This window comes from Pseudomonas sp. 05T35 (genome assembly GCF_056396605.1).
In genome coordinates this window covers 1-5,028 of the sequence record NZ_JBFTLU010000341.1, presented here as the reverse complement: position 1 = coordinate 5,028, position 5,028 = coordinate 1, and the positions used below count along the sequence as shown (strand labels likewise).

Below are 5,028 nucleotides of genomic sequence, written 5' to 3'. Positions count from 1 at the left end.
TCGCCGACCAGAATGGCGTGCTGATTGCTGTCAGGCAGTTCACCGATGCGCACGGCGACGTCGATGCCCTCCTCGACCATGCTCACCACCCGGTCGACCAGCAACGCGTTGATACTGATGTCGGGAAACTGCTCAAGGTAGCCAACCATCACCGGCGTGACGAACAACTCACCGAATAGCACCGGCGCGGTGATCGTCAGTTGACCACGTGGCTGCGCGTGACTGCCGGCGGCTGACGCCTCGGCTTCCTGAATGTCCGCCAGAATGCGTCGACAGTCGTCCAGATAACGCTGACCGGCCTCGCTCAAATGCAGACTGCGCGTGGTCCGTGTGAGCAATTGAGTGCCGATACGCACCTCCAGCGCCGCCACCGCCCGCGTCACGCTGGCCGCCGACAACCCCAGGCGCCGTGCCGCCGCAGAGAAACCCTGCTCTTGCGCCACGGCGACGAATACCTGCATTTCCTGGAGTCTGTCCATGAGCTACCTGTTGCATCGTCGTGTCCGGCCCTGAATGAGCCGGTTACAGACTGCCTTCGACATCTTCCAGACTGAAAGTCTCGGTGTTGTCGTCATAGGAGAATATTTCGGCGTACCGGCCCCAAGTGATCACGTTCTCCAGCGTTTCTTCTATCGCGGTGTCACTGAGCGAGTCTCCCAACTCCTGCTCGAAACGCACACGCGGCGCCCAATGACCGCGTCGTTCCTGCAACACTTGGCGAATACGGGCGGCCAACGGCACATACCTGAGCAGATGATCGGCAAAAATGGTTTTGCGTTCCTGGGTACCGTACTCATCGAACAGCTTGCCGGCGTCGGTCAGCTTGATGTCGGCGCCCTTGAGTTCGGCAAACCCCAGATGCTCGAGCATCTCCGCCACCGGAAACAGGTCGTCGACCTCCAGCAACAGGCGCTCGGCAACATTGGAGAGGCTGTCCTGCCCATAATACGGCTCGGCCGCCAGTGCGGAAATCAGACCCGCCATCAGGTTGGTCGACACCTCAGGCAATGGGCTGCCCAATTGCAATTCGGCCTTGCCCCTGCGGGCGTCGGCACTGCGTCGATTGGTCATCAAGGCATAGATGTCATCGACCATTTTGCGAAAGGCCGGGTCCAGACGGTTGCGCGGATGGGCGAACGGCACACGGATTTGCGCYACGACCCGGCCGGGGTTCGACGACAACACCAACACGCGGTCGCACATCAACACCGCCTCTTCGATGTTGTGGGTCACGATGAGGATGGACTTGATCGGCAACTGGCCGCCGCTCCACAGATCCAGCAAGTCGGTTCTCAAGGTTTCTGCCGTCAGCACATCCAGCGCCGAGAAAGGTTCGTCCATCAGCAGCAAGGTCGGATTGACCACCAGTGCCCGGGCAAAGCCTACGCGCTGGCGCATGCCACCCGACAATTCCCGTGGGTACGCGTTTTCGAAACCGTCGAGGCCGATCAGGTCGATCGCTGCCAGTGCACGCTTGCGCGCAGCTTTGGGTTCGACCTGCAACGCTTGAAGACCGGCTTCGACGTTTTCCAGAACCGTCAGCCAGGGAAACAGGGCAAAGGTCTGAAAGACCATGGCCACGCCTTCGGCAGGTCCGGTCAACACCGAGCCGTTATAGCGAACCTCGCCTGAGGAGGGCAGGATCAGACCGGCAATGATCCGTAGCAGCGTCGACTTGCCGGAGCCGGAACGCCCCAGCATGCCGACGATTTCACCTTCGCGCAGGGTCAGATCGACATCGCTGAGTACCTGTAACTCGTCCTTGCCCTTACCGAAGCCTCGACAGACGTTCTTGAGTGCATAAATCTCGGAGTGCGCGCCTGTTTTTTCAGTCTGGCTATTCATCAAATCGACACCTGTTAATTCAGACGGAGTTTGTTTTCAGCGATCGCGTACAACGGCCGCCACAGCACGCGGTTGAACGCCACGACAAAGAACGACATCACCACCACGCCCAAGGTGATTTTCGGAAAGTCGCCAGCCGCAGTGGTCTGGGCGATATAGGCCCCCAAACCGTGAGCGACCACCTTGTCCTGTCCCCAGGAAACGAATTCGGACACGATACTGGCGTTCCATGCCCCGCCCGAGGCGGTAATCGCGCCGGTCACGTAATACGGGAAAATGCCCGGCAACATGACCTTGCGCCACCACTGCCAGCCGCGAATGCGGAAATTGGTCGCAGCCTCGCGGAAGTCGTTGGGAAAGGCGCTGGCGCCAGCGATTACGTTGAACAGGATGTACCACTGGGTGCCCAACACAATCAGCGGGCTTAACCAGATGTCCGGGTTCAACTGATAGCGCAGAATCACGATGACAAACACCGGAAACAACAGGTTCGCCGGGAACGCCGCGAGGAACTGGGCCAGCGGCTGGATTTTCTCCGCCAGATGCGGACGCAAGCCAATCATCACGCCCAGCGGGACCCAGATCAGCGAGGCCACCAGAATCAACAAGGCCACCCGCAACAGGGTGATGGTGCCCAAACCGATCACATGCCAGAGTTCGCCCAGCGTCACCTCGCTGCCGACGTAAATCACGATGTGATACAGCGCGTACAGGGTCATTAGCGCAATCGCCGCGCCCCACACCCAATCGATAACTCGTGAAACCGTCGGACTGGCCTGAACGGCCACTGCTTTGGAGCGTGGCAGGCTCAGGCGCATGTTGGTGATGCGCACGATGGCCCGGAGAAAAGGCCTCAACAGGCGCTGAACGATCCGGGTACGCTGAATCAGATTCAGTACCCAGGACTCAGGGCTACCGGCTTGGGAAGCGGTGTCTTCCATCCGGAATTTGTCCGCCCAGGCCACCAGCGGCCGGAACAGGAATTGGTCGTAAACCAGGATGACCACAATCATCGCCAGAATGACGTAACCCACGGCGTGCATGTCGCGTTGTTCGATGGCGGTCGCCAGATAGGAACCGACGCCCGGCAAGGTGATGGTCTTGTCACCCACGGTGATCGCTTCCGAGGCCACCACGAAAAACCAGCCACCGGACATGCTCATCATCATGTTCCAGACCAGGCCTGGAATAGCGAACGGCACATCAAGCTTCCAGAATTTTTGCCAGCTCGAAAGCTGCAGGTTGCTGGACACCTCCTCCAGATCCCGAGGCACCGTACGCAGCGACTGGTAGAAGCTGAACGTCATGTTCCAGGCCTGGCTGGTAAAAATGGCAAAGATCGCCGCGCACTCCGCGCCCAGCACACGCCCTGGAAACAGCAGCAGGAAAAATGTCACGGTGAAAGAGATATAGCCCAGCACCGGCACCGATTGCAGAATATCCAGCACCGGCACCAGCAGCTTCTCGGCCCGCCGGCTCTTGGCAGCCAACGTCCCGTAAACCAGGGTAAAAATCAGCGCCGCCACCATGGCCGCGAGCATGCGCAATGTGGTGCGGATCGCGTATTCGGGCAAGTCGGCAGGGTCCAGAGAAATGACCTGCGTCTGCAACGTCGAGATCGGGGCCCAGGTCTCGCGTGCGCCAATCGAGAAAAACAGCAGGAAGCCAATCACCAACGGCATGGCGATCAGGTCCCAACGGTTGGGAAGCAACCGTTGTGCCGTGGCCGGTATGTAATGACGCAATACCTTATTCATGTTCAGTGATTCCAGTAGCGTTCTGGTGGTGATCGTTGACCACCGATCAACAGGTTCTAGAGTGACCGCGCACAGAACGGCTCAACAAGCAGTTGAAGCACAGCTAAGTAAACTCTAGCGGGGTAATAAAACGACGGAGGGAGGCCACACAAACGAACGCTATGGGGCGAGGCAGGAAACTGTTCAACGGCTCAGAACGTTGGGGATCTGAACACATCGTTTACCCTCTGTACCTCACTCGGCATCTCAATGGGCGGCCCGCCGAGAATGGGCAGGATCCATGGCTGGAGTCTCCTGAACGGGAGTGAAAAGGACATTTGGACGGGAAAAACACGACGTCATCCAGCCCGCAGATTCTGCCTGCGGCACACCCAATTGAAATCGATGCCGACGCGCTGTATTTCCGGGGCGGATTGTACGTTTCAAATTGTTACAGAAACATAAACTTGACGTATTTTTTACGCATTTGTGAATGCTCACCATCCCTTTGGCGGGATCAGTGCCAAACCGACAGAGTCAGATACGAATATCCCCAGGGTCAGGAGCGTATCTCCACTGATTGAGCCCAGTTGATCCAGCGAGCCGTCACAAACCTGAACGATGACAAACAAAGCCTCGGCCATTAGAATTTGATTATCATCGAACGCCTTAGGGTACTGGCAACTCCATGGAAAATAAGACTGCACGACTGACTGTGCTCATTGATCCCATCAAGAAAAAAGCCCTTGAGGAGCTCTGTGCATCTCAGGACCTGACGCCTTCACAGGTCGTCCGCCAGCTTATTCGAGACTACCTGGAGACACATGGCGTGTCCTACTCGACCAAAAGCAAAATAGCGGTCAATGATAAGTAGTTCACTCGCCATGGAGCCTGCACATCGGGAGCCCGCTCATCGTTCTGCCGACTAAAGCTCCAGCTCAGCCAAGGCGTGGCGCCTTGTCGATCTCGAAACTGCCCAATGCACCACTGAAGTCGGCATGATAATGCTCTGAACCAAGCGCTTGGAGTATTCCCGCTCTATCCAGCTTGCCCAGGACTTTATCGTTGGCTTCGCACAGTTTTACGACAATGCCGCGCTTGCGTAATTGCTCAATGACTTCGAGCAACGTTTGCAAGCCCGTTATGTCCATGAACGGCACTCGCTTTAGACGAATAATCAATGTCCCCGGATCGGTGTGCGTTTGGGCCAGAACGCGCTCAAAGGTTTCTGCTGCGCCAAAGAAAAGCGGCCCTTCAATGGTGTACACCAAAACGCCAGGCGGCAGACGAACGTGCCCATTGATCCGTAACTCAACCTCAAGCTCCTTTTCGACCATTTGCTGCACTTCGACAGAAGATGCCATCCGACGCATGAATTGCAGCATCGCGAGAATGACACCAATGTTCACTGCAATCGCCAAATCGCTGAAAACGGTCAGGCTGAAGG

5 protein-coding genes are annotated in these 5,028 nt (G+C 57.4%); 1 reads left to right on the top strand and 4 read right to left on the bottom strand.

Annotated features, from left to right (window positions below; all coding sequences use genetic code 11):
• The 3 genes from AC1DH9_RS22080 to AC1DH9_RS22070 all read right to left on the bottom strand — a co-directional run.
• On the bottom strand, positions 1 to 479 hold a 479-nt coding region (locus tag AC1DH9_RS22080), incomplete at its 3' end, for a LysR family transcriptional regulator (RefSeq protein WP_477808777.1).
• A gap of 43 nt (positions 480 to 522) precedes the next feature.
• A complete protein-coding gene (locus AC1DH9_RS22075) occupies positions 523 to 1,845 on the bottom strand; it encodes an ABC transporter ATP-binding protein (protein WP_442114751.1) in 1,323 nt (440 codons plus the stop codon).
• 14 nt (positions 1,846 to 1,859) lie between these two features.
• A complete protein-coding gene (locus tag AC1DH9_RS22070; RefSeq protein ID WP_427541406.1) occupies positions 1,860 to 3,602 on the bottom strand; it encodes an ABC transporter permease in 1,743 nt (580 codons plus the stop codon).
• 667 nt (positions 3,603 to 4,269) lie between these two features.
• On the opposite strand from AC1DH9_RS22070, the gene AC1DH9_RS22065 reads away from it, so the two are divergent.
• On the top strand, positions 4,270 to 4,455 hold the full coding sequence (locus AC1DH9_RS22065) for a ribbon-helix-helix protein, CopG family (RefSeq protein WP_427541409.1): 186 nt from the start codon (positions 4,270 to 4,272) through the stop codon (positions 4,453 to 4,455).
• Between the two features lie 64 nt (positions 4,456 to 4,519).
• On the opposite strand, the gene AC1DH9_RS22060 is transcribed toward AC1DH9_RS22065, so the two are convergent.
• A partial coding sequence (locus tag AC1DH9_RS22060; RefSeq protein WP_477808776.1) for an STAS domain-containing protein occupies positions 4,520 to 5,028 on the bottom strand: 509 nt, incomplete at its 5' end.

Coding starts and splice junctions, on each gene's coding strand:
- AC1DH9_RS22070 (WP_427541406.1), bottom strand. CDS start 3,602: ATGAATAAGGTATTGCGTCATTACATACCGGCCACGGCACAACGGTTG.
- AC1DH9_RS22065 (WP_427541409.1), top strand. CDS start 4,270: ATGGAAAATAAGACTGCACGACTGACTGTGCTCATTGATCCCATCAAG.